The sequence below is a fragment of the Azospirillum sp. B2RO_4 genome (assembly GCF_051124815.1).
Lineage (GTDB): Bacteria > Pseudomonadota > Alphaproteobacteria > Azospirillales > Azospirillaceae > Azospirillum.
In genome coordinates this window covers 144,031-170,026 of record NZ_CP118489.1, presented here as the reverse complement: position 1 = coordinate 170,026, position 25,996 = coordinate 144,031, and the positions used below count along the sequence as shown (strand labels likewise).

Below are 25,996 nucleotides of genomic sequence, written 5' to 3'. Positions count from 1 at the left end.
GTCGTTGTGATGTGAGAAAACCCCCGCTCCACCCGGAGCGGGGGTTTTTTCTTGGGCATTTTCTTGGGTGTGTGGGCGCCTACCCCATCACCCGCTCCGGCGGGAAGCGCAGCCGCACAATGGTGCCGCGCCCCGGCGCGCTGTCTACGGCGATTCCGCCGCCATGCAGCTCCACCAGCGCGGCGGTCAGCGGCAGGCCGAGGCCGGAGCCGTGCTGCGTCGCCGTCATGCGGTCGCGGGTCGGGTCATGGATTTGGGCGAAGGCGGTCAGCGCCTGCGGGATGCGCTCCGGCGGCATGCCGCGGCCGTCGTCGGCGACCGCCAGGTTCAGGCCGCCGGCCGCGTCGCGCTCCGCCGACACCGTCACATGGCCGCCGGGATCGGTGAACTTCAGGGCGTTGCCGACGAGGTTGGTCAGCATCTGCCGGACCAGCGACGGATCGGCCCACAGCACCGGCAGGTCGGCCGGCAGGCTGGCGGAGAGTGTCACACCCGCCTGATCGGCCCGCGCCGCCATCATCGACAGGGTGGCGTCGACGATCAGGGCGGGCGGGCAATCCTCCTCATGCAGCTCCAGCCGCCCGGCCTCGATGCGGGCGAGGTCGAGCAGGTTGTTGATCAGCTCCAGCATATAGTCGCCGGCCGCGACGATCTGCGCCGCCGCCTCGCCGTAGCGCGGGCTGCCCGGCGGTCCCAGCAGCTGGTCGCGCAGGATTTCGGCAAAGCCCATCACCGCGGTCAGCGGCGTGCGCAGCTCGTGGCTCAGGTGGTGGACATAGTCGGACTTGCGGCGGTTGGCGGCGGCCAGCTCCAACGCCCGCGCCTTCAGGTCGGTGATGTCGGTGCGCAGGCCGACGGTCCCGCCGTCGGAGGTCCGCCGCTCCTCGATCCGCAGCCAGCGGCCGTCGGCCAGTTGCACCTCCATCGGCGGGCCGCCATGGCGATGCAGGTCCAGCCGCTTGGCCATCCACTCCTGCGCCTGTTCCGGCGGAATCAGGTAGAGGCCGCGCCGCATCCCGTCACGCAGCAGTGTCTCGAACGGCGTGCCCGGCCGCGCCAGATCGGGATCGGAGATCTTCAGGTCGCGGTAGCGCCGGTTGAACAGCACCAGCCGGTCGTCGGCATCATAGAGAACGAAGCCCTCGCCGATGCTGTCGATCGCATCCAGCAGCAGACGGTGCGCCCGCTCCGCCCGTTGCTCCGCCCGGGCCCGGCCGGTGATGTTGCGCAGGATGCAGAGGATGCGGTCGCCGTCGTCGGAAAGGGCGACCAGCCGGGCCTCGAACACAGCGTCGCCCTCTCCGCCGGTTTCGCCGCCGGTTGCCCTGTCGACGGGCAGGCGGATGTCGACGCTCACGGTGGTAGCGCCCACCGCCACCCGTTCCAGCGCCGCCATCAGCGGTCCGGCGGCGGCCTCGGGCAGGACCTCCTGGATGCGGCCGTTCAGGAAGCGCTGTGTCGGGATGCCGAGGTCGGCGGGGCTGCCGGCGGCGAAGTCCAGGATGCTGCCGTCGCGCCGCAACTCGAACCGCAGGTCGGGATAGGCGTAGGACAGGGCGACAAGCTGTTCGTTCAGCCGCGCCACCTCCTGCCGGGCGGCAAGATCGGCCGGCGCCTCCACCAGCACGAGATCGCACCCCGGAACGGGGCCGATGCGGACGGTCAGCGCCAGCGCTTCACCGCCGGTGCCGCGGATGGTCACCGCGCGTTCGGTGGCCGGCGCCGGCGCTGGTCCGGCAGGCGACAGGCACAGAGTTCCGCCCACGGACTCAGGGTCGAGCAGCCTGCGGGCCGCCCGGTTCAGCCAGACCACGCGGCCATCCTCCGCCCGCACCAGCCACAACGGCGTGGCAAGGCCGGTCAGCAGAGTCAGATCCGGCAGGGCGGGCTTCGTGGCGGACAGGGACGGCATCGGCTCCCCGGCGGCAGGCGTTCCGGACAGGGATCTGTCACGTCCTGGAAAGGTAGCACGATGGCATGAAAACAGCCAGCCGTTGAGGCCCCGCCGTTCATTCGTCCGCCGGCGTGTCCCAGTAATGGCAGGCGACATGATGGCCGGGCGCCACCTCCTCCAGCGCCGGGACCGCCTGGGCGCAGAATTCCCGCGCCAGGGGGCAGCGGCGGCGCAGCGGGCAGCCGGTCGGTTGGCCGAAGGCGGACGGCGCATCGCCCTCCAGCGCCGGGCGCTCGCCTTGGGCTGCCGCCAGCATTGCGCGGCTGTAGGGATGCAGCGGCGCGGTGCGCAGGGTCTCGGCGTCGGCGCTCTCCACCACCCGGCCGGCCAGCATCACGATGCCGCGATGGGCGTCGCGCAGCCCCTCGTCATAGCGGTCGGTCGCCAGCACCAGCGACAGGCCGCGGCGGTCGCGCACCGCCATCAGCGTGTCGAGGAAGCTGTCGCGCTCCTCCGCCGACAGGCTGGCGGCCGGTTCGTCGGCGATCAGCACCCGCGGCTCCGGCAGGATGGCGCGGGCGAGGCCGGCATGGGCGGCCTCCGCCACCGTCAGCGCCGATGGCCAGCGCAACGCCGCCTCGGGACGCAGACCGGCCTCCTCCAGCGCCTCGTCGATGCGGTGGTCGCGGCGGTCGGCGGCGATGTCGGGGCGGAGACTCTCCAGCGCGAGGTCGAACTGGGCGCCGATGGTCATGGCCGGGTCGAAGGACGCGGCCGGGTCGGGGAACAGCGGCTGCAGGTCGCGGCGGGCGCGGCGCAGCCCGCTGTTGTCGGGGTCCTCGCCTGCCGCCGATGGCGCCGAGGCGGCCATCAGGTCGCGTCCCATCCACACCACCGCCCCCGCCGTCGGCGGCGGCAGGCAGAGCAGCGCGCGGGCGAGCGTCGCCTTGGCGCTGCCGGTCTCGCCCAGCAGGGCCAGCGTCTCCCCCGTCCGCAGATCCAGGTCGACGCCATGCAGGACGGCCAGCGTCCGCGGCTCCCCCTTGGGACCGGGGGAAAGAGGATAGGACATGCCGACGCCGCGGGCATGCAGGCGGGCGGTGCCCGGCGGCTCCAGCGGCGCCAGCGGGGCAGTACGCGGAGTCCTCGGCGGCAGCAGACGGCCGCGGCGGAGCGCAAGCACATGGTCGGCGGGACCGGCCACCCCGTCCTCCGGCCGGCCGGCGAGGATCAGCGCCACCCCGTCGGCCCGCGCCCAGTCGGCCAGCCGGTGGAGCAGCCGCAGCCGCACCGTCGGATCCAGCCCGGTGGCCGGCGCGTCAGCCAGCAGCACCGCCGGACCCACGGCCACCGCCATGGCGAACAGGCAGGCCCAGCGCAGGGAATCCGGCAGCTGTTCCGGCGGCAGGTCGAAGCGGCGGGCGGCGGCGGGCACGCCCATGCGGTCCAGCCCGTCGGCCGTCCGGCGCAGCGCAGAGCGCAGATCCAGACCGAGATGGTGGCCGACGACCTCCGCCACCTGCAGGGCCAGCGGCCGGCGCGGCGCCAGCCGGCCGCCCTGGGCGATCAGCAGATGCCCGTCGACGCGGATGCCGCCGGCCACGTCGACCCCCGCCGGAGGCTTGCCGGCGAGCGCCGCCAGCAAGGCGGTCTTGCCGCTGCCGGCCCCGCCGGTGAGCGCCAGCACCTCCCCCCGCTCCACCCGCAGGTTCGCGCGGTCGAGCAGGACGCGGTCGCCCAGCATCAGGGTCAGCGCCTCGGTCTCCACCGGCGCGGGCTTTGCGGAGATGTGGTTCATGACTTCCGGTTTCCGGCCGCCATTCCGTCGGCGATGGCGCAGGCGGCCCAGAGGGCGAGCGCCAGCAGAAGGGCCGGCGGGGCGAAGGCCACCGGATCGCCCAGCCGCGCCGCCAGCCCGACCGAGGCGCCCCAGCTGCCCAACGCGGGCGGCAGGCCGAGACCGAGCAGGCTGGCGAAACTCTCCGCCGCCAGCACGCGCGGCAGGGCCAGCGTTCCGGCAGCCAGCAGCGGGCGCGTCAGGTTGGGGATCAGGTGCCGGCGCAGCACCTCTCCCTCCGGCAGGCCGGCGGCGCGGGCGGCGGTCAGGAACTCCGCCCGCATCAGGGCCGACAGCTCGGCATGGGCAAGCGCCGCGACCGCCGGGGCGGCGGTCAGGGCGGTGACCAGCGCCAGCAGCCAGACCTTCCCCATCAGCCCGCCGGCCAGCGGAACCAGCAGGGCGAGCGGCCAGCCGGCCATGCGGTGGGCGGCGGCGATGAGGCGCCGCTCCACCCGGTTGCCGACCAGATTGCCGAGAACCCCGGCCAGCAGCGCCCAGCCGATGCCCAGCGCCCCGCCCAGCACCGCGGCCAGCAGCGCGAAGGACAGGCTGCCCCGCCCGTCGAACAGCGCTGCGGCGACCGGATCGGCGTCCAGCCGGTGGACCGCGCTGCCGTCCGCCATCAGCGGCGCCGCGGCGCAGGCGAGCGCCAGGGCGGCAAGCACGGCGGCACCGGACAGCTGGCGGGCGAAGCCGGCGCGTGGCGGCTCCGGCGGCACCGGGTGGGAAAGCGGCGATTGGTCGAATTCGGCCATCAGGGTCCTTCGCGGCGGTCACGCCCCCTCATAGGGCGTGGAGCTGTGGTTGGCCGGGTCGATCCAGTCGCGCACCCCAAGGCCCAGCGCGTTCAGCAATGCGGTCAGTCCGCCCAGCGCCAGCAGGGCCGGCACCGCCCCGGCGGCCGAGCCGGCACGGGCGGCATCGATCATCAGCACCCCGGCCCCCGGCAGGTCCAGCAGACTTTCCAGAGCCACCGCCCCGACCATCGCCGCCAGCACCGCGGCGCGCAGGCCGCCCATCACCGGGGCGACCGCCTGCGGCAGGGCGTGGTGGCGCAGCACGGTGCGCTCGTCCAGCCCCAGCCCGCGCGCCATGCGCACCGCCCCGCCCTCAGGCCCGGAGCCCAGGGCGAGGCCCATCGCCGGGCGCGCCAGCCGGGCAGCCTGACAGGCGGCGGGAATCGACAGGGCGGTCAATGCCAGCGGCAGCGCCGACGCCCCCGCCCGCACCGCGAGTGCCGCGACCGCAGCCAGCAGGAAGCCCGGCAGCAGCGGCCCAGCCCCGGCCAGCAGCCGCCCGACCAGCCCGCCGGCGGACCGCGGCGCCACCGCCGCCCAGGAACCCGCCAGCGTCCCCAACGCGGTGCCGACCGCCAGCGACGGCAGGGTCAGCAGAAGCGTGACGGCCAGCCCGCGCAGCAACGCCATGGCGGCATCCGGCTGCGGCGCCACCAGCGCCGACAGTCCCACCCCCGCCGCCATCGGCAGGACGGCGGTCGGCACGGCATCGATCAGGCGGCGGATCACGGGGCGCGGCATCTGGGCAACGGGAGCGGTGGAGGAAAGCTTTGATATGGTACGATATGCGACCGTAAGCGCCCCACCCCCGCCGGGCAACAGAATAAGCGCCGGCCGGCGCGTTCGCTAAACCCGACCGCCACGCTTGACTTTCAGCACCGATTTTGTACTATATCCACGCCTGCTCCGCCGGAGAGGCCTGGGCCTGCCATCCGGGGGTCCTGCATCCGTCATATCGCTTTGCACGAGGATGTGACATGAGCACCGCCATCGCCCTCCGTTCGCCCGATTCCGGCGAATCGCTGTCCCGCTACATCAACGACACACATCGTTACCCGGTCCTGACGGCCGAGGACGAATACATGCTGGCCAAGGCCTGGACCGAGCATGGCGACGTCGATGCGGCGCACAAGCTGGTCACCAGCCATCTCCGTCTCGTCGTCAAGATCGCCGGCGGTTACCGCGGCTACGGCCTGCCGCTGTCCGACCTGATCGCCGAGGGCAATCTCGGCCTGATGACCGCCGTCAAGAAATTCGAACCCGAACGCGGCTTCCGCCTGTCCACCTACGCGATGTGGTGGATCAAGGCCTCGATCCAGGATTACATCCTGCGGTCCTGGAGCCTCGTGAAGATCGGCACCACCGCCGCGCAGAAGAAGCTGTTCTTCAGCCTGGGCCGCCTGAAGCGGAAGCTGGGCGAATACGGCAGCGGCGACCTGCAGCCCGACAGCGTCACCAGCATCGCCAACGACCTGTCGGTGCCGGAAGAGGACGTGGTCGCCATGAACCGCCGCCTGTCGGCGCCGGTGGCCTCGCTGAACGCGCCGATGAGCGCCGACGGCGATTCCGGCGAATGGCAGGACCTGCTGGCCGACGAGCGTCCGTCGGTGGAAGAGTCGCTGGTCGAGCGGGGCGAGGCCCGGCAGCGCAGCGCCCTGCTGCACGAGGCGATGGGCGTGCTGAACGACCGCGAGCGCGACATCCTGACCAGCCGCCGCCTGTCCGACAGCCCGCTGACCCTGGAAGACCTGTCGGTCCGCTATGGCGTCAGCCGCGAGCGCATCCGCCAGATCGAGGAAAAGGCCTTCGAGAAGGTCGCCCGCCAGACCCGCGTCCTGGCCGCCGCCATGGCGGCCTGAGCCGGGGCAGTCTCCCAGCCCGGAAACCTGTCAGGAGTCCGCGATGCCCAGCTATCCCGCCGCCTATCAGGCCAGCAAAGGCTCGGCGCTCGACGTCGACCGCGACTTCTACGGGCGTATCGGGTCGGAGACGGGCGGGCGGGAGCTGGTGGACAGCTTCGTCGTGCCGATCCGCTCCGGCCGCGCCTGGACCGTGCCGGCCGGCCACGTCTTCCGCATCGTCACAATCGAGGGGCCGCAGGTCGCCGACCTGAACATCTGGAACCGCCACAACCCGCGCGAACGGTTCTGGGCCTCGCGCACGCGGCAGCTTCAGCAGGCACATGTCAGCACCTTCGACCGGCTATGGTCGACCCTGCCCTATCTGCGGCCGCTGGCGACGATCACCAACGACACGCTGGCCGATTACGGCATCGACGAGTATGGCGGCCGGGTCCATGACCTGCTGGGCACCCGCTGCGATCCCTACGTAAACCGCATGCTGACGGGCGAGGATTTCCACCACCACTGCCATTCCAACCTGACCCGCGCCGTCGCCCCCTACGGCCTGACCGAATTCGACGTGCATGACGTGCTGAACGTCTTCCAGGTCACCGGGCTGAACGCCGAGGACAAGTATTTCATGAAGGCCTGCCCGGCAAAGAAGGGCGATTTCCTGGAGTTCTTCGCGGAGATCGACCTGCTCTGCGCCCTGTCGACCTGCCCCGGCGGCGACCTCAGCGTGCCGCTGTGGGGTCCGGACGCCCGCGACCCGCTGGAGGTCTGCCGCCCGCTGGGGGTCGAGGTCTACCGGCTGGACCCGGCGCAGTTGGCGGGCTGGTCGTCGCCGGAGGTCGCGGCCTATCGCGGCAACCACGGCATGACGCTGCCGACGCCGTCCTGGGAGAAGGACCCCGCCTGAGGGCGTGAAACCCTACTCCACCTCGGTCAGCAGCCAGTCCTTAAAGCGGCGCACCCGCCGCGCCCGCTCGGCCCCCGGCGCGTGGGCGATCAGGTAGCAGCCGCGCGGGCGCAGGGTCTCGGGCATCGGCTGGACCAGCCGGCCCGACGCCACATCCTCCCGCACCAGAAAGACCGGCAGCAGGGCCACCCCCATGCCGGCCGACGCCGCCTCGATGATCATGAAGAAATGTTCGAAGGCCAGCGACAGCGCCGAGTCCGGCAGCGGCAGGCCGAAGGCGCCGAGATAGACGCGCCAGGAATCGGGCCGGGTGGTGTGCTGCAACAGCCGGTGCTGCGCCAGATCGGCGGGATGGCGCAGCGGCGGCCCCTGCTCCAGCAGCGCCGGAGCGCAGAAGACGCCCATCGTCTCCGGCATCAGCGTCGCCGTCTCGGCCCCCGGCCAGTCCTCCACGCCATAGCGGATGGCGACGTCGATGCGCTCCTTGGCGAAATCGACGCGATGTTCGCCGATGCTCACCTCGACCTGAATTTCCGGATTGTCCGCCTGGAAGCGCTTCAGCCGCGGGATCAGCCAGCGCTGGGTCAGGGTCGGCAGCGCGCTGACCCGCAGCACCCCGCCCTCCTGCGCGCGGGCCGCCCGCGCCGCCGCCGCGATGCGGTCGAGCGCCGCCGACGCCTCGCCATAGAAAGCGGCGCCGGTCGGCGTCAGCTCGATCCCGCGGCCGACGCGGCGGATCAATTCGACGCCCAGATCCGCCTGCAGGGTCTGCATCATGCGGCTGACCGCCCCCTGGGTCACCGCCAGCTCGTCGGCCGCCCGGGTGAAGCTGAGATGGCGGGCCACCGCGACGAAGCTGCGGACGGCGTTGAGCGACGGGAGAGAGCGTTCGGGCATGGATGAACCGAATCATGAGTTGAACTCATAAATCTCTGCCCGAGAACTCGTTTGTCAAGTCCGCGGCGATACGCTCTGCTGGGTCCACCAACAGCCATCCCCGAAGGCCACCCTCCGATGACCACGCTGACGCCCTTCCACATCGCCTTTCCGGTCGACGACCTCGCCGCCGCCCGCCAGTTCTACGGCACCGTCCTGGGCTGTCCGGAGGGGCGCAGCAGCGACGAGTGGATCGATTTCGACCTGTTCGGCCATCAGATCGTCGCCCACCTGAAGCCGCGCGACCCGAACGCCGCCCCGGCCCATCACAACCCGGTGGACGGCCACGACGTGCCGGTCCCGCATTTCGGCGTCGTGCTGCAGCCCGCCGATTGGGACGCGCTGGCCGAGAAGCTGAAGGCCGCCGGCGTGAAGTTCGTGATCGAGCCCTACACCCGCTTCAAGGGTCAGGTGGGCGAGCAGTCCACCATGTTCTTCCTCGACCCCGCCGGCAATGCGCTGGAGTTCAAAGCCTTCGCGGACATGTCGCAGCTGTTCGCGAAGTGAGGGGAGCTGGTTCCTTGCGGCGTTAGACCCCCACCTATCCTCCCCCGCTCTCAGCGGACCTACGGTCCGCCTGCCGCGTCAGCACAAAGCGTAGCTTTGTGCGAGAGCTGGGCGGGGGAGGGACTGCCGCCGCTCTTACAATCAAGCACTTATCCCCTCCCCCGCCCAGCGGGGGAGGGTTAGGGCGTGTCGTCAGTTATGGGATTCCCAGCGGTAGGAATGCGTGATTCATAGAAGGTCGGCTGACGGGAGGGCCGACGGATGCGACGCTATGCTTTGCGCGACGACCAGTGGGATCGGGTCCAGGCTTTTCTGCCGGGGCGGGCGGGCCATGTCGGGGGACGGCGAAGGACAACCGGCTGTTTGTCGAGGCGGTGCTGTACCGTTACCGGGCTGGCATTCCCTGGCGCGACCTGCCCACCCGGTTCGGGGATTGGAAGAACACCCACCGCCGCTACCGCCGCTGGTGCGAGAGCGGGGTGTTCGAGCGCCTTTTCAAGGCCCTGGCCGAGGATGGCGACAACGAGTACATGATGCTCGACGCGACCATCGTCCGCGCCCACCAGCACAGCGCCGGGGCGCGAAAAAGGGGGCGCCTGCCAAGCCATCGGCCGATCACGAGGGGGGCTGACGACGAAGATCCATGCCATCGTGGACGCCTTGGGCAACCCGGTGGCGATCTCCCTGACCCCCGGTCAGGCCTCTGACTTCAGCCAAGCCGCCCTCTGCTCGACGCGGTCGAGCCGCAGGCCCTCATCGCCGACAAGGCCTATGATGGCGACGCCTTGATCGACGCCTTGAAGGAGCGCGACATCGTCCCCGTCATCCCGTCCAAGGCGAATCGGCTGATCGCCCGCGATACCGATTTCGCCTTGTACCGCGAACGTAATCTCGTCGAGCGATTCTTCAACAAGATGAAGGGCTTCCGAGCCATTGCCACTCGATACGACAAGCTTGCCAGCACTTTTTGGCGGCTGTTTACCTCGTGTCGGCTGTCATCTGGCTCAACTGACGACACGCCCTAGGGTGGGGGCATTCGTCAGTCAGCACCTCCCTCACCCACACCCGCCATCATCAGCCCCAGCGTCTTCTCGTCCGCCTGGTCCGGCATAACCTCGCCGACGATGTGGCCGTCGAACATCACCACGATGCGGTCGGACAGGGCGCGGATCTCGTCCAGTTCCACCGACACCAGCAGGATCGCCTTGCCCTGGTCGCGCAGGGCCACCAGCCGGCGGTGGATGAACTCGATGGCGCCGATGTCGACGCCGCGGGTGGGCTGGCCGACCAGCAGCAGGTCGGGGTTGCGCTCGATCTCGCGGGCCAGCACGATCTTCTGCTGATTGCCGCCGGAGAAATTCGCCGCCGCCAGCGACCCGTCGCGTGGGCGGGTGTCGTATTCCTCCATCCGGCGGGCGCAGTCGGCGGCGATGGCCTCGCGGTCCATCAGCACCCGGCCGCTCCAGGCCGGATCGTCCTGGAAGCCCAGGATCGAGCATTCCTCCGCCGAGAAGCTGGTGACGAGCCCCACCTTCTGCCGGTCCTCCGGCACATGGCCGACACCCAGCGCCGCGCAGCGCGCGGGCGTTGAAGCGCTCGGGATGCCCGGCAAGCTCCTCCCCGCGCAGGCGGACGGAGCCGCCGGCGATGGGCCGCATGCCGGCCAGCGCCTCCAGCAGTTCGGACTGGCCGTTGCCGGACACCCCGGCGATTCCGACGATCTCGCCGGCCCGCACCGACAGGCCGACCCCCTTCACCCGCTCCACGCCCGACGGATCGCGCACCCGCAACCCCTCGACCCGCAACACCTCCGCGCCGGCTCGGCCGGCGTCTTGTCGACGCGCAGCAGGACCTTTCGGCCGACCATCAATTCCGCCAGCTGTTCCCGGCTGGTGTCTCCGGTGGCGACGTTGGCGACCACCGCCCGCGCCGCATCACCGTGACGTTGTCGGTCAACTCCATGATCTCGCGGAGCTTGTGGGTGATGATGATGACCGTCTTGCCCTGCTGGCGCAGCGCCCGCAGGATGCGGAACAGATGGTCGGCCTCCTGCGGGGTCAGCACGCCGGTGGGCTCGTCGAGGATCAGGATGTCGGCGCCGCGGTAGAGCGCCTTCAGGATCTCCACCCGCTGCTGGGCGCCGACCGGCAGATCGCCGACCGGGCTGTCGAGGTCGACCTCCAGCCCATAGTCGCGGGCCAGCCGGGTCAGGTCCGTGCGTGCGCGGGCAAGGCCGCCGGCCAGGGTGACCCCGCCTTCCGCCCCCAGCAGCACGTTCTCCAGCACGCTGAAGGGATCGACCAGCATGAAGTGCTGGTGGACCATGCCGATGCCGGCCGCCAGCGCGTCGCGCGGGGTCCGGATGGCGGCAGGATTGCCGTTCACCCGGATTTCCCCGCTGTCGGCGCGCAGATAGCCGTAGACGATGCTCGCGATCGTCGACTTGCCGGCGCCGTTCTCGCCGATCACCCCGTGGATCGTCCCGGCCGGCACCGCCAGCGACACGTCGCGGTTGGCATGGCTGGCGCCGAACCACTTGTTGATCGCCACCGTTTCCAGGGCGATCTGCGCGTTTGCCTGCGTCATCAAGGACCGTTCGAGAGGGGCATCGAAAGTCGGAAACCATCCCTTTCCGTCATTCCCGCGGCGGCGGGAATCCAGGCGTTTCCACAGGGGTCGCTTTGGAAGCTCTGATCCCGCCTTCGCGGGGATGACGGGAAACCACGTGTGCAGTGAAGGGAGCCGTTCAGTCCACGCCTTACGGCTGGTACGGCTTGACCGCCAGCGAGCCGCGATGATCTGCTTCTTCGCCTCTTCCAGCTTCGCTTCCATCTCCGGCGTGATCAGCTTGCGGTTGTTGTCGTCCAACGCATAGCCGACGCGCGTCCTCCTTCAGCCCGACGCGCGGTGGCCGGGCTTCCAGCTGCCGTCCTTCGCCGCCTTCATGCAGTCATAGACGACGACGTCCACCCGCTTGACCATGGAGGTCAGGACGCTGCCGGGATGGACATGGTTCTGGTTGCTGTCGACGCCGATCGACAGCTTGCCGGCATCGGCCGCCGCCTGCAGCACGCCGAGACCGGTGGCGCCCGCCGCGGCGAAGACCACGTCGGCCCCGCGCGAGAACTGGCTCTTGGCCAGCTCCGCCCCGCGGCCGGGGTCGTTCCAGGCGGCCGGCGTGGTGCCGGTCATGTTGACGAACACCTCGTCGTTCGCCGCGACATGCTTCACGCCCTGCTCGTAGCCGGTCAGGAAGTTGCGGATCAGCGGGATGTCCATGCCGCCGACGAAGCCGACCTTGCCGGTCTTCGAGGCGAGCGCCGCCGCCATGCCGACCAGATAGGACCCCTCTTCCTCCTTGAAGGTCACGGACTGGACGTTGGGGGCGTCCAGCTTGTCGTCGATCAGGCAGAATTTGGTCTTGGGCGACTCCTTCGCCACCTTGTCCACCGCCGCGGTCTGCGAGAAGCCGACGGCGACGATCACCGAGGCGCCGCGGCGGACCAGCGTGCGCATCGCCGCTCGCGCTGGCCTTCATTGGTGATCTCGAACTCGCGGTAGGGGATGCCGGTTTTCTTGAACCGCTCGGCGCCGTTATAGGCCGCCTCGTTGAAGGACTTGTCGAACTTGCCGCCCTGGTCGAACACCACCGCGGGCGAGAAATCGTCGGCCAGGGCCGGAACGCCGGCCGCCGTGATCGCCGTCATCGCCAGCATGCCGGCAAGAATACGCGTCTTCATGTCCCACCCACTCCCGACTGCGGAAACTTGACCCAAAGGATAACCGCGCCATCATTCCGCACAACAGGAAAGCGCCTGATACGGTGCAGCGATCGCGGCGCCCCCGGTTGACGACAGGGGCGGGGGCGTTTATCACCCCGCCGATGGTCTTTGCGACGAACTGGTCGCGGGAAACCGGCACGACCGGCCACAGGAATTCGGGGACGACGCTCGGTGGACGAAGTCTGGGTGCTTTTGCAGGGAATCGTTCTCGGATTCGCCATCGCCGCACCCGTCGGGCCGATCGGTCTGCTGTGCATCCGCCGCACCCTGCAGCACGGCCCCCTGATGGGCTTCTTCACCGGATTCGGCGCCGCGGTGGCGGACACCTTCTATGGCGCCATCGCCGCCTTCGGCGTATCGGCGGCGCTCAGCTTCCGCGCGGGCACGAGATCGCCTTCCAGCTGATCGGCGGCATCTTCCTGCTGGTGGTGGCGATCCGCACCTTCCGCCAGCAGCCCGAAGCGGAGGAGCGCGAGGCGGCCTCCGCCCCCGACAGCAAATCCTGGTTCACCGGCTTCATGACCGGCTTGTCGCTGACCCTGACCAACCCGGCGACCATCATGGCCTTCATCGCCATCTTCGCCGGCTTCGGGCTGGGCGGCACGCTGGACCGGCTGGAGGCGTCGACCCTGGTGCTGGGCGTCTTCATCGGGTCGTCGCTGTGGTGGATGACGCTGGCGATGGGGGTCGCCGCCGTGCGCCACCGCATCTCCGACCGCGGGCTGACCATGCTGAACCACTGCACCGGCGTGGCGCTGGGCGTCTTCGGCCTGTGGGCGCTGGGGATGGCCGCCACCGGCATCGTCGGCATGGCCACGGCCTGACGGTTGCGCCTTCCCGGCGGAGGGCGTGGCGGATGCCGCCTTCCCGGCCGCACGGTCCTTGCGCAGCAGGTGCAGGTGCGTGGCCAGCCGCCACAGATACAGGCCCACCAGCACCACCAGCAGCCCGACGGTGAAATAGCCGACCAGCCGGTGGGCGAAGGGCCAGGTCGACAGCATGGGCCGGTCCAGGCCAGCAGCAGCGTCCACAGCACCGAGCCGATGCCCGACGCCAGCGAATAGTTCAGGATCGACATCTTGCAGGCGCCGGCCGGGATGGAGATCAGCGTCCGCACCCCGGCACCGGCTGCGAGAACAGCACGGCCAGCCCGCCGCGCTTGGCGAACCAGTCGGTGCTCCGCCGAACCTTCTTCGGGTCGATGGTCAGCCAGGGGCCGTATTTCTTCAGGAACGCCTCGAGCCGCTCACGGCCCATCAGCCGGCTCGGCAGGAACCAGACCAACTGGCCGGCGAGCGAGCCAAGCCCGCCGGCAACGGCGATCCCGACCAGCGAGAACTCGCCCGTCGCCGCCCCGATGCCCGCCAGCGGATGACCGACTCGGCGGGGAGCGGCGGGAACACCCGCGCCAGCGCCACCAGCAGGAAGATCCCGATATAGTGAAGATGGTGCATCACCTGCACCAACCAGTCCGTCAACCCACCATCCATGCCGTTCCGTCCTTCCCCACCGGTCGAGATGACCCGTATCGGGAAAACGGTCCGCTGTGGTTGGGGGTTCCCGTGTCGGTTTGGAGTCGGCTTCTAATGCCCCCTCCCATCCCTCCCCTCTTCGAGGGAGAGGGGGGTAGGAGCTTTGCGGGAGTGCGGCGGAGTTCCCTCTCCGCGATCGGACCGGCCTTTGGCCGGCCGAGGGCGGGGAGGGTTAGGGTGGGGGCACGCGGAGAAACCGGTCACCCGTTGAACAGCGCCGCGTCGATCCGCCGGACCATCGCCACCAGCCGCGGCGCGAACTCCTCCTCCAGCTTCTTCAGATCGACCATGAAGGCCGGGCCGCCGCAGTTGAAGGCCAGCACCTGCGACCCGTCGCGCGGCACGAAGGGGACGCCGACGGCATGCACCTCCGACTTCCAGGCGCCGATGGAGCGGCACAGCCGCGCGTCCGGTAATCCGCCGATGGCCTGGAGGATGCCGTCGCGGATCTCCGGCCAGCGCTCCCCCTCATGCTCCTCCAGCTTCGCCATCAGCGGTGCGCGCTCCGCCTCCGGCAAGGCGGCCAGATAGGCGCGGCCCATGCCGGTGGTCGACAGCTTGATGTGGGAGCCGACGTCGAGCGACAGGCGTGATCGGCCCGGTCGCCTTGCAGCATTCCAGATAGATCATGCTCAGCCGGTCACGCCCGCCCAGCGCCACCGCAAGCCCGGTCTGGTCGGCCAACTCCTGCATCAGCGGCCGGGCGACCTGCCGGATGCCCATGCCCGACAGGCGGCGCGGCGCCAGCACCGAGGTGCCGAGCCGGTATTTCCCGGTGTTCTGGTCGTAGGCGAGATAGCCCAGCTTCGACAGCGTGTAGGTCAGCCGCGACACCGTCGGCTTGGGCAGGCCGGTGCGCTGCGCCAATTCCAGATTGCCGAGCATCGATTCGTTGCGGCGGAAGGCGCGCAGCAGTTCCAGCCCACGGGCCAGTGCCGTGACGAAGCGCGGGTCCTTCTCGTCGTCCGCCAGATCGTCGGCGACCAGAGCCTCTTCCGCCTGCGCATGCTCGAACCCTCCCGCAAAGATCGCGGAACGATCCTGCCAGCGGATGGGCAGCACGTCAATGGAACAAGGTTTCGCGATGCGGAATTTACGGCCTGCGGCTTACTCCCGCATCACTGCGTCGCCCCAGCCCCAGCGTCATCATGCGTTCGTACAGCGACGCGCGCGAAATGCCCAGCAGCTTCGCCGCCCGCGCCTTGACGCCATTCGCCTCCTCCAGCGCGGCGGCGATGGCATGGCGTTCGGCGGCGTGCAGCACCTCCTGCAACGGCCGCGCGCCCGCCGCCAGCGGCAGGGCGGAGGCGCCGGCCGGATGCTGCATGCCGGGAAGCACGCTGCGGATGTGCGGCGCGGTCAGGATCGGCGCGTCGGTCAGCGCCACCACCCGCTCCAGCGTGTTGTAAAGCTCGCGCACATTGCCGGGCCAGTCATAGTCGCGCAGCACCTGCACCGCCGATTCCAGCAGCTCGCGCGGCGGGGTGCCCTGCTGGATCGCCAACTGTTCCAGGATGCGGTCGGCGATGCTCTCGATGTCCTCCGGCCGGTCGCGCAGCGGCGGCAGGGTGATCGGCACCACGTTCAAGCGGTAATAGAGGTCGGCGCGGAACTGCTTCGCGCACCAGGGCGTGCAGGTCGCGGCTGGTGGCGGCGATGATGCGCACATCGACCCGCACCACCTTGTTGGAACCGAGCGGCTCGATCTCGCGCTCCTGCAGCACGCGCGCAGCAGCTTGGCCTGGACCGGCAGCGGCATGTCGCCGATCTCGTCGAGGAACAGGGTACCGCCGTTGGCGAGCTGGAACTTGCCTTCGCGGTGACGGCGGTCGGCGCCGGTGTAGGCGCCGGGGGCGACGCCGAAGAACTCCGCTTCCAGCAGGGTTTCCGGGATGGCGGCGACGTTGACGCCGACGAAGGGCTTGGACGCACGCGGGCTGGCGGAATGGATGGCCTGGGCCAGCAGCTCCTTCCCCGTCCCGGTTTCGCCCAGCAGCAGGACGGTACTGTCCATCTGCGCGGCGCGGCGGCCCAGCCGCTTGATCTCGCGGATCGACTCGCTGGCGCCGAGGAACTGCGAGAAGGAGTATTTGGCCCGCCGCTCGTGCGCCAGCTCCTGTTGGGTACGGGCAAGCTCCTCCTGCATCTTCTCGTATTTGCGGACCAGCGGGCGCAGATATTCGGCGCGGTCGAACAGCACGAAGCCGATGGCGCCGATGATCGAGCCGTCGATGCCGAACAGCGGCATCCGCGTCACCACGAAGGAGCGGTCGTCGAATTCCATGATGTCCAGCGGCTGCGGCTGGCCGCTGTCGATCACCCGGCGCAACTGGCTGTTGGGGATGACGTCCTCCACCTGCCGGCCGCGCGGGTCGCCGGGAACGCCCAGCAGCGCCTTGTACTTCTCGTCCATCCAGGCGATGCGGCCGGTGTGGTCGACGGCGACGGCACCGACGCACATGGATTCCAGATGCTCGAACAGGGAATGGACCGCCCGCTGGCGCAACGCTTCGAAATCGACGGTGTCGCCCACGTCACCTCCCAAACGGGACCGATCTTTGTCGTCCCGGTGTCGAGGCCCATTGCGGCGCCGGCCTTGGGGCCTGCTGCATTGCAACGCAATTTGCCAACAATATCAGAGGTCAACATAGTAGCCCATCCGTCGGATTAAAAGGAAGGCGCACAGATCCGGTCGGGTGCGCGGGGTCGATCCGCACCCGTTCATCAGATCAAAGCTTTGCCGCGTGCCGGTCCGGGCCGCTTTTTAGAAAGGCAAGCCGGACGAGTTCTCTACATCCTCCGCCATAACCCCGTTTCCTTTTGGGTCTTTCAACCCGGACGGGTAGGGGTGGGGAAAAGAGGGGGACCTTCCGGTCCCCCTGGGGAGTTACGGAGAAGACCGCGGACTCAGTGTCCCCGCTTGGGCAGGCGGGCCATCAGCTCGCCGACGATGCCGCGGCGGAAGAGCAGGACGCAGACGACGAAGATGCAGCCGATGACCACCGGCACCGGCAGGCTGGTGGAGGCGAGGTAGCTTTCCAGCGTCACCACCAGCCCGGCACCGACCACCGGCCCGAACAGCGTGCCCATGCCGCCCAGCAGCGTCATCAGCACCACCTCGCCCGACATCTGCCACGTCACGTCGGTCAGGCTGGCGAGCTGGAACACGATGGCCTTGGTTCCGCCGGCGAGCCCGGCCAGCGAGGCCGACAGCACGAAGGCGACCAGCTTGTAGCGGTCGGTGCGGTAGCCGAGCGACACCGCGCGCGGCTCGTTCTCGCGGATCGCCTTCAGCACCTGACCGAAGGGTGAATGCACCGTGCGCCAGATCAGGGCGAAGCCGGCGACGAAGATCGCCAGCACGGTGTAGTACATGGTCAGCGGCTGGCTGAGGTCGAACAGCCCGAACAGCAGGCCGCGCGGCACGCCCTGGATGCCGTCCTCGCCGTGGGTGAAGGGCAGCTGCAGCGCCAGGAAGAACACCATCTGGCTCAGCGCCAGGGTGATCATGGCGAAATAGATGCCCTGCCGGCGGATGGCGATCAGGCCGAAGACCAGCCCCATCAGCCCGGCGACGATTGTGGCGGCGAGCAGACCTGCCTCCGGCGCCCAGCCCCATTCCTTCACGGTGTGGGCAGCGATGTAGGCCGCCGATCCGAAGAAGGCGGCATGGCCGAAGCTGAGCAGGCCGGCGAAACCGATCAGCAGGTTGAAGGCGCAGGCGAACAGCGCGAAGCACAGCACCTTCATCAGGAAGACGGGATACAGCACGAAGGGTGCCGCGAGCGCGAGCAGCAGCAGGACGGCGGCGATCAGCATCGTGCCGATGGCCGGCCCCCGGACAGCGACGCGGGTGGAATTGCTGGCGACGGTCATTGGATCAACGCTCCCGTCCGAAGAGGCCCGCGGGCTTGATGAGAAGGACGATCGCCATCACGACGAACACGACGATGTTGGACGCTTCGGGATAGAAGACCTTGGTCAACCCCTCCAGCAGCCCCAGCCCGAGGCCGGTGACGATGGCGCCCAGGATCGACCCCATGCCGCCGATCACCACCACCGCGAAGACGATGATGATCAGGTTGGTGCCCATCAGCGGCGACACTTGATAGATCGGCGCCGCCAGCACGCCGGCCAGCCCGGCCAGCGCCACGCCGAAGCCGTAGGTCAGCGACACCATCACCGGCACGTTGATGCCGAATGCCTGGACCAGCGTCGGGTTCTCGGTCGCCGCGCGCAGATAGGCGCCCAGCTTCGTCCGCTCGATGGCGAACCAGGTGCCGAAGCAGACGATCAGCGAGGCGACGACGACCCAGCCGCGATAATTCGGCAGGAACATGAAGCCCAGATTCTGCCCGCCCTGGAGGGCTGTGGGGATGGGATAGGGCTGGCCCGACACGCCGTACTGGTGGCGGAACGCACCCTCCAGGATCAGCGCCAGCCCGAAGGTCAGCAGCAGCCCATAGAGATGGTCCAGCTTGTAGAGCCGCGACAGCATCGTCTTTTCCAGCAGGATGCCGAGCAGCCCGACCACCACCGGCGCGATCACCAGCGCGCCCCAATAGCCGATGCCGGCATAGGTCAGCAGCAGCCACGCCACGAAGGCGCCGACCATGTAGAGCGCGCCATGGGCGAAGTTGATGACGTTCAACATGCCGAAGATCACCGCCAGCCCGAGGCTGAGCAGCGCGCATAGAAGGACCCATTGATCAGGCCGAGCAGAAGCTGCCCGAACAGCACTTGGGGCGGGATTCCCAGCAGGCTGACCATCTCCGCATTTCTCCCGGTTCGTTGGTGTTGGTTGTTGTTCTTGGGGTGAGTGGTCGTTGATTGCCCCCACCCCGACCCTCCCCGCTGGGCGGGGGAGGGGGACAGGACCTTGTCGGCGTACAGCACCAATCCCCTCCCCTGCGTTAGCGGGGAGGGTCAGGGTGGGGTCTAACTCCGACTCCCCTCACTTCACCAGCGGGCAGCCGCTCTGCTTCGGGTCCATGAAGGCGGTGTCGGCCGGAATGGTCTTGACGATCTTGTAATAGTCCCAGGGACCCTTCGACTCGGCCGGGGTTTTCACCTGGGCCAGATACATGTCGTGGAACATGCGGCCGTTGGCGGCGATCTTGCCCTTCTTGGCGAACATGTCCTCGACCGGCAGTTCGCGCATCTTGGCGGCGACCTTGTCGGCGTCGTCCGTCTTGGCGGCTTCCACAGCCTTCAGATAATGCTTCACCGCCGGTAGACGCCGGCCTGCACCATGGTCGGCTTCTTGCCGGCCTTGGCTTCGAACTTCTTCGACCATTCGCGGGTCTGGTCGTCGGTGTCCCAGTAGAAGCCGGTCGTCAGCATCAGCCCCTGCGCCGACTGCAGACCCAGCGCATTCACGTCGGTGATAAACATCAGCAGGCCGGCCAGGCTCTGGCCCGCCTGGGTGATGCCGAATTCGGACGCCTGCTTGACGGCGTTGACGGTGTCGCCGCCGGCATTGGCCAGACCGATCACGTCGGCGCCCGACCCCTGCGCCTGCAGCAGGAAGGACGAGAAGTCGGAGGTGCCGAGCGGATGGCGCACCGACCCGACGATGGTGCCGCCCAGCGACTTCACCATCTTGGAGGTCTCCTCCTCCAGCGACTGGCCGAAGGCGTAGTCAGCGGTCACGAAGAACCACTTCTTCTTGCCCTGCTCGTACAGGGCGCGGCCGGTGCCGGCGGCCATGGCATAGTTGTCGTAGGTCCACTGGAAGCCGTAGGGGCTGCACTGCGCGCCGCTCAGCGCGGTGGCGCCGGGACCGGACATCAGGAAGATGCGCTTCTTGTCCTTGGCGATGCCCTGCACCGCCAGGGCGGCGGCGGAGTTCGGCACGTCGGCGATGACGTCGACGCCGCCGGTGTCCACCCACTCGCGCGCCTTCGACGCGGCGATGTCGGCCTTGTTCTGGTGGTCGGCGACGACGATCTCGACCGGGGCGCCGGCGACCTTGTTGCCGAACTCCTCCGCCGCCATCCGGGCGGCGATGGCGGAGCCTTCGCCGGCGAGATCGGCGTAGATGCCGGAACGGTCGTTCAGCACACCGATGCGGATGACGTTGTCCGACACCTGGGCAGAAGCCGGAATCGCGGTTCCGGCGAGCGTCAGCAGGGCGGTGCCGGCGAGAAGAAGCGTGCGCATCAGAAGGTCTCTCCCTCTTGGTTTTATTGTCGGCCGGTTCCCTTCGCGGGTCCCTGTGGCCGTAATCGGACAAGCTGCGGCAGTTCGCCGCCCCGGCCCCGAATTGCGGGCCAAGGCGACGTTCATGCCGGCGATGTCAGATGGCTGGACGCCCTACACGCCGAGATAGGTGTGGAGCTTGTCCATGTTGGCGTCGAGCTGGTCGTTGGGGATCATGTCCACCACATGGCCCTCCTCCATCACGTAATGGCGGTCGGCGATGGTGGCGGCGAAGCGGAAGTTCTGCTCCACCAGCACGATGGTGAAGCCGCGCTGTTTCAAGGCACGCACGGCGACGCCGATCTGCTCGATGATGACCGGGGCCAGACCCTCGGTCGGCTCGTCCAGCAGGATCAGGGTGGCGCCGGTGCGCAGGATGCGGGCGATCGCCAGCATCTGCTGCTCGCCGCCCGACAGGCGCGTGCCCTGCGTCGAGCCGCGGCCCTTCAGGTTGGGGAACAGGTCGTAAATCTGCGGGACCGTCATCCCGCCCTCCTTGACCACCGGCGGCAGGGTCAGGTTCTCGTCCACGCTGAGGCTGGAGAAGATCCCGCGCTCCTCCGGCACATAACCGATGCCGAGCCGCGGGATCTTGTGCTGGGCCATGCCGATCAGCTCCTGGCCCTGGAAACGGATGGAGCCGGTGCGCTTGCCCATGATGCCCATGATGGCGCGCATGGTGGAGGTCTTGCCGGCGCCGTTGCGGCCGAGCAGCGTCACCACCTCGCCCTGCCGCACCTCCAGGCTGACGCCGTGCAGCACATGGCTCTCGCCGTAATAGCCGTGCAGGTCGGCGATCTCCAGCATCGCCGTTTTGGTCATCGCGCCGTCAGGCATGTCCGGTCCCCATATAAGCTTCCATCACCTGCGGGTTCTTGAGACGACCTCGTACGGCCCCTCCGCCAGGATCTCGCCGCGGCGCAGAACGGTGATGGTGTCCGACAGGTGGGCGACGACCGACAGGTTGTGCTCCACCATCAGCACGGTGCGGTCGGCGGCGACGCGCTTGATCAGCGCCGCCGTGCCCTCGATGTCCTCATGGCCCATGCCGGCCAGCGGCTCGTCGAGCAGCATCACCTCGGGGTCGAGCGCGAGCGTGGTGGCGATCTCCAGCGCGCGCTTGCGGCCATAGGGCAGCTCGGCGGCGGTGTGACCGGCCCAGGGGTGAGGTTGACCGCCTCGATCAGCTCCAGCGCCCGGTCGTGCAGGTCGTAGAGCGACGATCTCGGACTTCCAGAAATGGAAGCTGGTGCCGAGCGGCCGCTGCAGGGCGACGCGGACATTCTCCAGCACGCTGAGATGCGGGAAGACGGCCGAGATCTGGAAGGAGCGGACCAGCCCCATCAGCGCGATGTCGGCCGGTTTGGTGCGGGTGATGTCGCGGCCCTTGTAGAGGATCTGACCGCGCGTCGGCGTCAGGAACTTGGTCAGCAGGTTGAACACCGTGCTCTTGCCGGCGCCGTTCGGGCCGATCAGCGCGTGGATGGTGCCCCGCTTCACTTGCAGGTTTACCTCCTTCACCGCCACGAACCCCTTGAACTCCTTCGTCAGGTTGCGCGCTTCCAGGATGATGTCGTCGTTCGGTGCGGCGTTCATCGGTCGCGAATTCTCCTCCCGTTCGTCCTTATTTCCGGGCTTACGCCCGGCGCTTATGACCGGGCCTCCCCGGGAGCCGCCATGCGGCGGGACGTTTCACCGATTGTTGTACGCACGAAGCGTGCCACGGCCGGGTTCGCTTCGGTCGGGCCGTCGGCCCCTTTGTTTCTCCACCGGTTTCGCTGCGGCGTCCTCCGTCCACTCGCTCACCCTAGCACCGGAAAGTGTCGGATTTCCGGACACTCTGTCCGCCAAACATGACAGCATTCAAAATGTCGGCGTGCAAGATCGTCCGTGCGACAGACGCCTTATTGTGGGCTTGCCAAACGTGCGCGGCACTGCGATGGTGGCCGTCCGACGGTGCCCCTGCCGTCCTGACGGACGGCGGGGATAATAGGGAATGCGGTGCGGTGCTTCCTGGAAGCGCCAATGCCGCGGCTGCCCCCGCAACTGTAAGCGGCGAGCGTCCCGTCCATCATGCCACTGGCCTTTCGCGGGCCGGGAAGGCGGACGGCGATGCGGCGACCCGCGAGCCAGGAAACCTGCCGGCGGATGTTTCAACCTTTCCAACCCCGCCGGGTGTGGCGGGAGAGCAAGGATGTCTTCGATGACCACCCGTTCGATCAACACCGTTGCCGCCGGCTCCGCGACCCGCAGCGCCGCTACCTATAGCGCCGCCCAGGCCGCGGTCGCTGCCTTTGCCGCGATCCTGCTCGGCAGCTTCCTGCTGTACGGCGTCGGCTTCGCCCAGCCGCAGCAGATCCACGACGCGGCCCACGACGCCCGTCATTCCTTCGCGTTCCCCTGCCACTAAGCAGCGGGTCATGGATCTGATCCGGCGGCTGTTCACAGCCGCTTTGGTCGCGGGCGTGCTCTCCGGCACGGCCGCGTCCGTCAGCAGGCGACGACCGTCCCGCTGATCCTCGAAGCCGAGAAATACGAGGTGGTGACCCCACCCGCCGGATCGCCCGAATCGTCGCATCAGCACGGCCCCGTGCGCGAGATCGGCGAAGGCGTGCCGACCACGCTGGACGAGGCGATACAGCGCATCGGCCTGACCATCGTCGCCAACCTGCTGACCGGCGTCGCCTATGCCTTGCTGCTGGGTGCGGCGATCCTGCTGGCCGGCCGGCCGGTCGATGCCCGGCGCGGGCTGGTTTGGGGCATGGGCGGCTTCGTCGCCGTCTCGCTGGCGCCCTCCTTCGGCTTGGCCCCGGAATTGCCGGGCATGGCCGGGGCGGAGCTTGAACTGCGGCAGCTCTGGTGGCTGTCCGCAGCCGCCGGGGCAGGTGCCGGCCTGGCTGCGCTCGCCTTCGCCCGCAACCGTCTGGTCATCGCCGCCGCCATCCTGGTCGCAGCCTTGCCCCATCTGATCGGCGCCCCCATCCGGAAAGCGCCGAAGGTGCGGTTCCGCCGGAACTGGCCGCCCGCTTCGTCACCGCCTCTCTCGGCGGGGCCGCCCTGTTCTGGGCGATCCTGGGCTCGGCCTGCGGCTGGCTGATGAGCGGTCTGGTCCGCGAGAGCGAGTCCCGCCCGGCCCTGCGGGTCCAGCCCGGCGCGCGTTAAGGAAGGAAGCCCATGTCCGCAGTTGCGAAAACGGCCGCCGGCAAGGTTCCGGCGACGGTCATCACCGGCTTCCTCGGCGCCGGCAAGACCACGCTGATCCGTGGCCTGCTGGAAAAGGCCGACGGCCGCCGGCTTGCGCTGATCATCAACGAGTTCGGCGATGTCGGCATCGACGGCGACATCCTGCGCGCCTGCGGCAACCCGACCTGCACCGAAGACGATGTGATCGAGCTGGCGAACGGCTGCCTGTGCTGCACCGTCGCCGACGATTTCGTGCCGGCCATCGAGAAGCTGCTGGCCCGGCCGGAACCGCCCGAGCACATCGTGATCGAGACCAGTGGTCTCGCCCTGCCCAAGCCGCTGGTCCAGGCCTTCCACTGGCCGGCGATCAAGACGCGGGTCACCGTCGACGGCGTCATCGCCGTGGTGGATGCCGCCGCGGCGGCGGAGGGCCGCGCGCCCCCGATCCCGCCGCGCTGGAGGCCCAGCGCGACGCCGCCGGCACAGTCGATCACGAAACGCCGATCGAAGAGGTGTTCGAGGACCAGCTGCTCTGCGCCGACCTGATCGTCGTCAACAAGACCGATCTGGTCGCCGCCGGCGACCTCGCCCGCGTCGAGGAGCTGATCCGCAGCGCGCTGAGCCATGCGGTCGGCCGCGACGCCAAGCTGGTCCGCGCGTCGCAGGGCGCCGTCGATCCGCTGGTCCTGCTCGGCGTCGGCGCGGCGGTGGAGGACGACCTCGCCAACCGTCCCAGCCACCATGACGACGAAGAGGGCCACGACCACGACGACTTCACCAGCTTCGTGGTGGAACTGCCGTCGCAGCCCGACCCCGCCCGTCTGGCGATGACGCTGGAACAGGTCGCCGGTCTGCATGGCGTGCTGCGTCTGAAGGGCTTCATCGACGTGCCCGGCAACCGATGCGCCTGCTGGTCCAGGGCGTCGGCACCCGCATCCAGACCCATTACGACCGCCTGTGGAAGCCCGGCGAGGAGCGCCGCAGCCGTCTGGTGGTGATCGGCGAGACCGGGCTGGACCGCGATGCGGTGACCAGGGCGCGTTGTTGGGTAGGAGCTGGATTGGTCGTCGCGTCTTGCAGCGTTAGACCCCACCTAACCTCCCCGCTGGGCGGGGAGGGACTGCCGCTACTCATCTGCACAAGCGCTTAGTCCCCTCCCCGCCCAGCGGGGGAGGGTTAGGGTGGGGGCAAGCGTCTCCGCTCCCTGGACATCAAACCATGCACCTGCTCGCCGCCCGCCAGGATGAACTGGACGCCGGCCCCCAGGCGGAAGATCTGGGACAGACGCCGGCCGACCTCGTGATGCTGTCCTTCTCCGACAGCGACCTGACCGCGCTCGCCGCCGCGTGGCGGGCGGGCGCGACCGCTTGCCCAGCTTCCGCCTCGCCAACCTCAACCGGCTGGGCCATCCCCGTCGGTCGACCTTTACGCCGAGAACATCGTTGCCAAGGCGAAACTGGTGGTCCTGCGCCTGCTCGGCGGCAGCGGTTACTGGCGCTACGGCCTGGACCGCCTCTCCGCCCTCTGCCGCGAGCGCGGCATCCCGCTGGCCGTTCTGCCGGGAGAGGCGCAGCCCGACCCCAATCTCACCGCTTACGGCACCATCCCGTCCGAGACCGCCGACCGCCTCTGGCGCCCATTTCACCGAGGGCGGCCCGGCCAATATGGCCCATCTGCTGGCCTGCGCCGCGACGCTGGCCGGCACGCCCCTGCCCCATGACGAGCCCGCCCCGGTCCCGCGCTTCGGTGCGCGATACGAGGGCTGGAGCGGTCCCATTCGCGCCGATGCCCCGGTCGCCGCGGTGGTCTTCTACCGCTCCCACCTGCTGGCCGGCGACCTCGCCCCGGTCCACGCGCTGTGCGACGCGCTGGCCGAGCGTGGACTCAGCCCCGCCCGTTGTTCGTCGCCAGCCTGAAGGAGCCGGACTGCGCCGCCTGGATGCGCGCCAGCCTGATCGCCCGGAACGCCGCCGTGGTCGTCAACACCACCGCCTTTTCCGCGGCGCGCGACGACGGCTCGCCGCTGGAGGCCAACGGCAGCCCGGTGCTGCAGGCCATCCTCTCCACCACGCCGGAAGCCGGCTGGCAGGCGTCTTCGCGCGGGCTGGGTCCGTCCGACCTCGCCATGAACGTCGTGCTGCCGGAGATGGACGGCCGCATCATCGCCCGCGCCATCGCCTTCAAGGCGGCGGGCGACCCCGACCCCGACCTGCAATTCGCCGCGCCTGCCCTGCGCCCGATCCCAGACCGCGTGGCCTTCACCGCCGACCTCGCGGCCAGCTGGGTCCGCCTGTCCCGCACCGCGCGGGCGGAGCGCCGCTTGGCGCTGGTCCTGTCCGATTATCCCGGACCCGGCGGCGGCATCGGCCATGCGGTGGGCCTCGACAGCCCGGCGAGCACCATCGCGATGCTCCGCCGCCTGTCCGCCGAGGGCTACGGCATGTCCGCCATTCCGGACAGCGGCGCGGCGTTGATGGCGGCCCTCACCGCCACGCCCACCCCGACGCTGTCGCTGGCCGATTACCAGCGCCTTGCCCCGCCGGACATCCGCGCCCGCATCGCCG

General features: G+C 69.3%; 24 protein-coding genes, 6 pseudogenes and 1 riboswitch. Of the genes and pseudogenes, 10 read left to right on the top strand and 20 right to left on the bottom strand.

All coding sequences use genetic code 11. The annotated features are described in order from the left end of the window. Positions 1 to 79: 79 nt before the first annotated feature. The 4 genes from PWS46_RS24335 to PWS46_RS24320 all read right to left on the bottom strand — a co-directional run bounded on the left by PWS46_RS24335 (position 80) and on the right by PWS46_RS24320 (position 5,272). Positions 80 to 1,912 carry an ATP-binding protein gene (locus PWS46_RS24335; RefSeq protein ID WP_434624190.1) on the bottom strand — a complete coding sequence of 611 codons (1,833 nt, stop codon included), beginning with the start codon at positions 1,910 to 1,912 and terminating at the stop codon, positions 80 to 82. Between the two features lie 97 nt (positions 1,913 to 2,009). Further along, entirely contained in the window at positions 2,010 to 3,692 is a 1,683-nt protein-coding gene (locus PWS46_RS24330) for an ABC transporter ATP-binding protein (RefSeq protein ID WP_434624188.1), read from the bottom strand. Further along, entirely contained in the window at positions 3,689 to 4,489 is an 801-nt protein-coding gene (locus PWS46_RS24325) for an ABC transporter permease subunit (protein WP_434624186.1), read from the bottom strand. Before PWS46_RS24325 ends, PWS46_RS24330 begins: the two co-directional genes overlap by 4 nt. A gap of 18 nt (positions 4,490 to 4,507) precedes the next feature. After that, positions 4,508 to 5,272: an ABC transporter permease subunit gene (locus tag PWS46_RS24320; RefSeq protein ID WP_434624184.1), complete on the bottom strand. Its 765-nt coding sequence runs from the start codon at positions 5,270 to 5,272 to the stop codon at positions 4,508 to 4,510. 236 nt (positions 5,273 to 5,508) lie between these two features. On the opposite strand from PWS46_RS24320, the gene rpoH reads away from it, so the two are divergent. Together rpoH and PWS46_RS24310 are read left to right on the top strand one after the other, a co-directional pair. Beyond that, on the top strand, positions 5,509 to 6,390 hold the full coding sequence (rpoH, locus tag PWS46_RS24315) for an RNA polymerase sigma factor RpoH (protein ID WP_434624182.1): 882 nt from the start codon (positions 5,509 to 5,511) through the stop codon (positions 6,388 to 6,390). A gap of 43 nt (positions 6,391 to 6,433) precedes the next feature. Then, positions 6,434 to 7,291, top strand: a complete 858-nt coding sequence (locus PWS46_RS24310) for an urea carboxylase-associated family protein (RefSeq protein ID WP_434624180.1) — start codon at positions 6,434 to 6,436, stop codon at positions 7,289 to 7,291. Between the two features lie 12 nt (positions 7,292 to 7,303). On the opposite strand, the gene PWS46_RS24305 is transcribed toward PWS46_RS24310, so the two are convergent. Continuing rightward, positions 7,304 to 8,188, bottom strand: coding sequence for a LysR substrate-binding domain-containing protein (locus PWS46_RS24305; RefSeq protein WP_434624178.1), 885 nt, complete (start codon positions 8,186 to 8,188; stop codon positions 7,304 to 7,306). A 117-nt stretch (positions 8,189 to 8,305) separates the two neighbouring features. Between PWS46_RS24305 and PWS46_RS24300 the strand changes: the two genes are divergently transcribed. Then, the gene (locus PWS46_RS24300) at positions 8,306 to 8,734 is read left to right on the top strand and encodes a VOC family protein (protein WP_434624176.1); all 429 of its coding nucleotides are present in this window, start codon (positions 8,306 to 8,308) and stop codon (positions 8,732 to 8,734) included. Between the two features lie 261 nt (positions 8,735 to 8,995). Then, positions 8,996 to 9,746, top strand: a pseudogene (locus tag PWS46_RS24295) (IS5 family transposase). A 27-nt stretch (positions 9,747 to 9,773) separates the two neighbouring features. On the opposite strand, the gene PWS46_RS24290 reads toward PWS46_RS24295, so the two are convergent. From PWS46_RS24290 to PWS46_RS24275, 4 genes are all read right to left on the bottom strand, one after another. Further along, positions 9,774 to 10,346 carry a hypothetical protein gene (locus PWS46_RS24290; protein ID WP_434624174.1) on the bottom strand — a complete coding sequence of 191 codons (573 nt, stop codon included), beginning with the start codon at positions 10,344 to 10,346 and terminating at the stop codon, positions 9,774 to 9,776. Positions 10,347 to 10,600: 254 nt separating this feature from the next. After that, positions 10,601 to 11,320, bottom strand: a complete 720-nt coding sequence (locus PWS46_RS24285; protein WP_434624171.1) for an ATP-binding cassette domain-containing protein — start codon at positions 11,318 to 11,320, stop codon at positions 10,601 to 10,603. Positions 11,321 to 11,626: 306 nt separating this feature from the next. Continuing rightward, positions 11,627 to 12,250: a BMP family lipoprotein gene (locus tag PWS46_RS24280; protein WP_434624169.1), complete on the bottom strand. Its 624-nt coding sequence runs from the start codon at positions 12,248 to 12,250 to the stop codon at positions 11,627 to 11,629. Beyond that, positions 12,217 to 12,474, bottom strand: coding sequence for a hypothetical protein (locus PWS46_RS24275; protein WP_434624167.1), 258 nt, complete (start codon positions 12,472 to 12,474; stop codon positions 12,217 to 12,219). Before PWS46_RS24275 ends, PWS46_RS24280 begins: the two co-directional genes overlap by 34 nt. A 213-nt stretch (positions 12,475 to 12,687) precedes the next feature. On the opposite strand from PWS46_RS24275, the gene PWS46_RS24270 reads away from it, so the two are divergent. Both PWS46_RS24270 and PWS46_RS24265 read left to right on the top strand, forming a co-directional pair. After that, positions 12,688 to 12,921 carry a hypothetical protein gene (locus tag PWS46_RS24270; protein WP_434624166.1) on the top strand — a complete coding sequence of 78 codons (234 nt, stop codon included), beginning with the start codon at positions 12,688 to 12,690 and terminating at the stop codon, positions 12,919 to 12,921. Positions 12,922 to 12,941: 20 nt separating this feature from the next. Then, positions 12,942 to 13,340 carry a LysE family transporter gene (locus tag PWS46_RS24265; protein WP_434624164.1) on the top strand — a complete coding sequence of 133 codons (399 nt, stop codon included), beginning with the start codon at positions 12,942 to 12,944 and terminating at the stop codon, positions 13,338 to 13,340. Between the two features lie 280 nt (positions 13,341 to 13,620). Here the strand turns inward: PWS46_RS24265 and PWS46_RS24260 are convergent, their stop codons facing one another. The 11 genes and pseudogenes from PWS46_RS24260 to PWS46_RS24210 all read right to left on the bottom strand — a co-directional run bounded on the left by PWS46_RS24260 (position 13,621) and on the right by PWS46_RS24210 (position 21,845). Continuing rightward, a complete protein-coding gene (locus PWS46_RS24260) occupies positions 13,621 to 13,773 on the bottom strand; it encodes a hypothetical protein (RefSeq protein WP_434624162.1) in 153 nt (50 codons plus the stop codon). A 475-nt stretch (positions 13,774 to 14,248) separates the two neighbouring features. Next, positions 14,249 to 14,539, bottom strand: coding sequence for a hypothetical protein (locus PWS46_RS24255; RefSeq protein ID WP_434624160.1), 291 nt, complete (start codon positions 14,537 to 14,539; stop codon positions 14,249 to 14,251). Continuing rightward, a complete protein-coding gene (locus PWS46_RS24250; protein WP_434624158.1) occupies positions 14,517 to 15,110 on the bottom strand; it encodes an IclR family transcriptional regulator in 594 nt (197 codons plus the stop codon). Before PWS46_RS24250 ends, PWS46_RS24255 begins: the two co-directional genes overlap by 23 nt. 31 nt (positions 15,111 to 15,141) lie before the next feature. Continuing rightward, a complete protein-coding gene (locus PWS46_RS24245; protein WP_434624409.1) occupies positions 15,142 to 15,375 on the bottom strand; it encodes a helix-turn-helix domain-containing protein in 234 nt (77 codons plus the stop codon). A 106-nt stretch (positions 15,376 to 15,481) separates the two neighbouring features. Then, positions 15,482 to 15,727 carry a hypothetical protein gene (locus tag PWS46_RS24240; RefSeq protein WP_434624407.1) on the bottom strand — a complete coding sequence of 82 codons (246 nt, stop codon included), beginning with the start codon at positions 15,725 to 15,727 and terminating at the stop codon, positions 15,482 to 15,484. Beyond that, positions 15,664 to 16,062: pseudogene (locus PWS46_RS24235) on the bottom strand (sigma 54-interacting transcriptional regulator); the annotation flags it as partial. The gene PWS46_RS24240 and the pseudogene PWS46_RS24235, both read right to left, overlap by 64 nt. An 893-nt stretch (positions 16,063 to 16,955) precedes the next feature. Further along, complete coding sequence (locus PWS46_RS24230; RefSeq protein WP_434624405.1) at positions 16,956 to 17,867, bottom strand: branched-chain amino acid ABC transporter permease; 912 nt, start codon at positions 17,865 to 17,867, stop codon at positions 16,956 to 16,958. Positions 17,868 to 17,928: 61 nt separating this feature from the next. After that, a pseudogene (locus tag PWS46_RS24225) lies at positions 17,929 to 18,818 on the bottom strand (branched-chain amino acid ABC transporter permease). 184 nt (positions 18,819 to 19,002) lie between these two features. Continuing rightward, positions 19,003 to 20,210: pseudogene (locus PWS46_RS24220) on the bottom strand (ABC transporter substrate-binding protein). A 153-nt stretch (positions 20,211 to 20,363) separates the two neighbouring features. Then, a complete protein-coding gene (locus PWS46_RS24215; RefSeq protein ID WP_434624156.1) occupies positions 20,364 to 21,086 on the bottom strand; it encodes an ABC transporter ATP-binding protein in 723 nt (240 codons plus the stop codon). A 24-nt stretch (positions 21,087 to 21,110) separates the two neighbouring features. Next, a complete protein-coding gene (locus PWS46_RS24210; RefSeq protein ID WP_434624153.1) occupies positions 21,111 to 21,845 on the bottom strand; it encodes an ABC transporter ATP-binding protein in 735 nt (244 codons plus the stop codon). A 341-nt stretch (positions 21,846 to 22,186) separates the two neighbouring features. Beyond that, positions 22,187 to 22,409: riboswitch (cobalamin riboswitch) on the top strand. A 43-nt stretch (positions 22,410 to 22,452) separates the two neighbouring features. Here PWS46_RS24210 and PWS46_RS24205 point away from each other — a divergent pair. The 4 genes and pseudogenes from PWS46_RS24205 to PWS46_RS24190 form a co-directional block, all read left to right on the top strand. Then, a complete protein-coding gene (locus PWS46_RS24205) occupies positions 22,453 to 22,659 on the top strand; it encodes a CbtB domain-containing protein (protein WP_434624151.1) in 207 nt (68 codons plus the stop codon). A gap of 129 nt (positions 22,660 to 22,788) precedes the next feature. Then, complete coding sequence (locus PWS46_RS24200; protein WP_434624149.1) at positions 22,789 to 23,346, top strand: CbtA family protein; 558 nt, start codon at positions 22,789 to 22,791, stop codon at positions 23,344 to 23,346. A gap of 77 nt (positions 23,347 to 23,423) precedes the next feature. After that, positions 23,424 to 24,471, top strand: a pseudogene (gene cobW / locus PWS46_RS24195) (cobalamin biosynthesis protein CobW); the annotation flags it as partial. Between the two features lie 625 nt (positions 24,472 to 25,096). Next, positions 25,097 to 25,959, top strand: a pseudogene (locus PWS46_RS24190) (cobaltochelatase subunit CobN); the annotation flags it as partial. Positions 25,960 to 25,996 lie beyond the last annotated feature (37 nt).